Origin of the sequence: Hyphomonas sp. (genome assembly GCF_040882205.1) — a bacterium.
Lineage (GTDB): Bacteria > Pseudomonadota > Alphaproteobacteria > Caulobacterales > Hyphomonadaceae > Hyphomonas.
In genome coordinates, this window is record NZ_JBBEBT010000112.1 from 1 (window position 1) to 1,047 (window position 1,047).

Genomic DNA, 1,047 nt, shown 5'->3' on the forward strand with positions numbered 1-1,047 from the left:
GCCCTGGCGCGGCTCTTCCAATAGCAGGTCAAGCGGCAGAAGCGGGCTTGTCTCGCCGGCCGCCATGCGAAGGCGCCGCCCCGGTTCCGACCAGAGAGCGGCGGGATTGTCTACGTCGTCCGTATAGGCGCGCGCATAGGCGGCCCCGCAATAGCGGCAGGTGTAAAGCTCAAGGACCCTTGACCCGCAGTCGCAGCGTTCGCGGGGCTGACCGTACATCTTCCCACAAATGCCACCTTGTCGATCGGCGGGAATCTCGGTGCATCCGGGGTCCATGCACACCCAGAGCCCTGGCAGGCCCCGAAAGAAATTATGGATGCGGCAGGGAAGCAGTCCCGGTCCTTTCGGGTCGATCCGCGCGATGCTACCGAGCGCCATGAGAACGGTCACGGCGGTATCCGCCTGGGCTGCGAGCGCGGTGGGGAACAGTTCGCGCCCCAGTTCCCTGACCGGGCACGCTTCCTTCATCGTCGTGTTCACGAGGAGCCCCATCGGCGGGAAACCGGTCAGAGCATGATAAAGGTCCGGCTCAAGACCCTGCCCCGCCTTGACGCCGCGATACTCCAGAAAAGGCAGGACGAGCTTTGTCCGCTCTGCATCATTCGCGACCGCATAGAACGCTGCCAGGTCAATGCCCGCCAGGGCTTTTGCGTCGCCCGAGGACCCTTGGGCCTCTGGCGTCCGCAGATCGAGGGTTCCTGTCACGGGGATGAAAGTCTCGGCGGGTACGCCGGCAAGCTGTGCGCCGAAGTCGGGCGCATATTCCTTGTCCTTGAAGCTGGCCGTCGCGCAGATGACCTGAAAGCGGCTCGCCGGAATATCCAGCCGATCGCGCAGCCGCCGTAGCAGCAAGCCGACCTCTGCCCCGGCCGCGCCCCTGTAAAGATGCGCCTCGTCCAGCACGACCAAGAACATCTCCTGCGGATTCTTTGCGAGCCACTCACGCGTCCGGTCGAAGATGGGGCGCTCGATCGGCCGCATCAGCATGTATTCAAGCATGGAATAGTTCGTCACCAGGAGGTCCGGCGGCGCGGTTTGAACCTCATG

General features: G+C 64.1%; 1 pseudogene. It reads right to left on the bottom strand.

Going from position 1 to position 1,047, the window contains the following annotated elements:
* Positions 1-1,047: pseudogene (locus tag WEA77_RS04535) on the bottom strand (DEAD/DEAH box helicase); the annotation flags it as partial.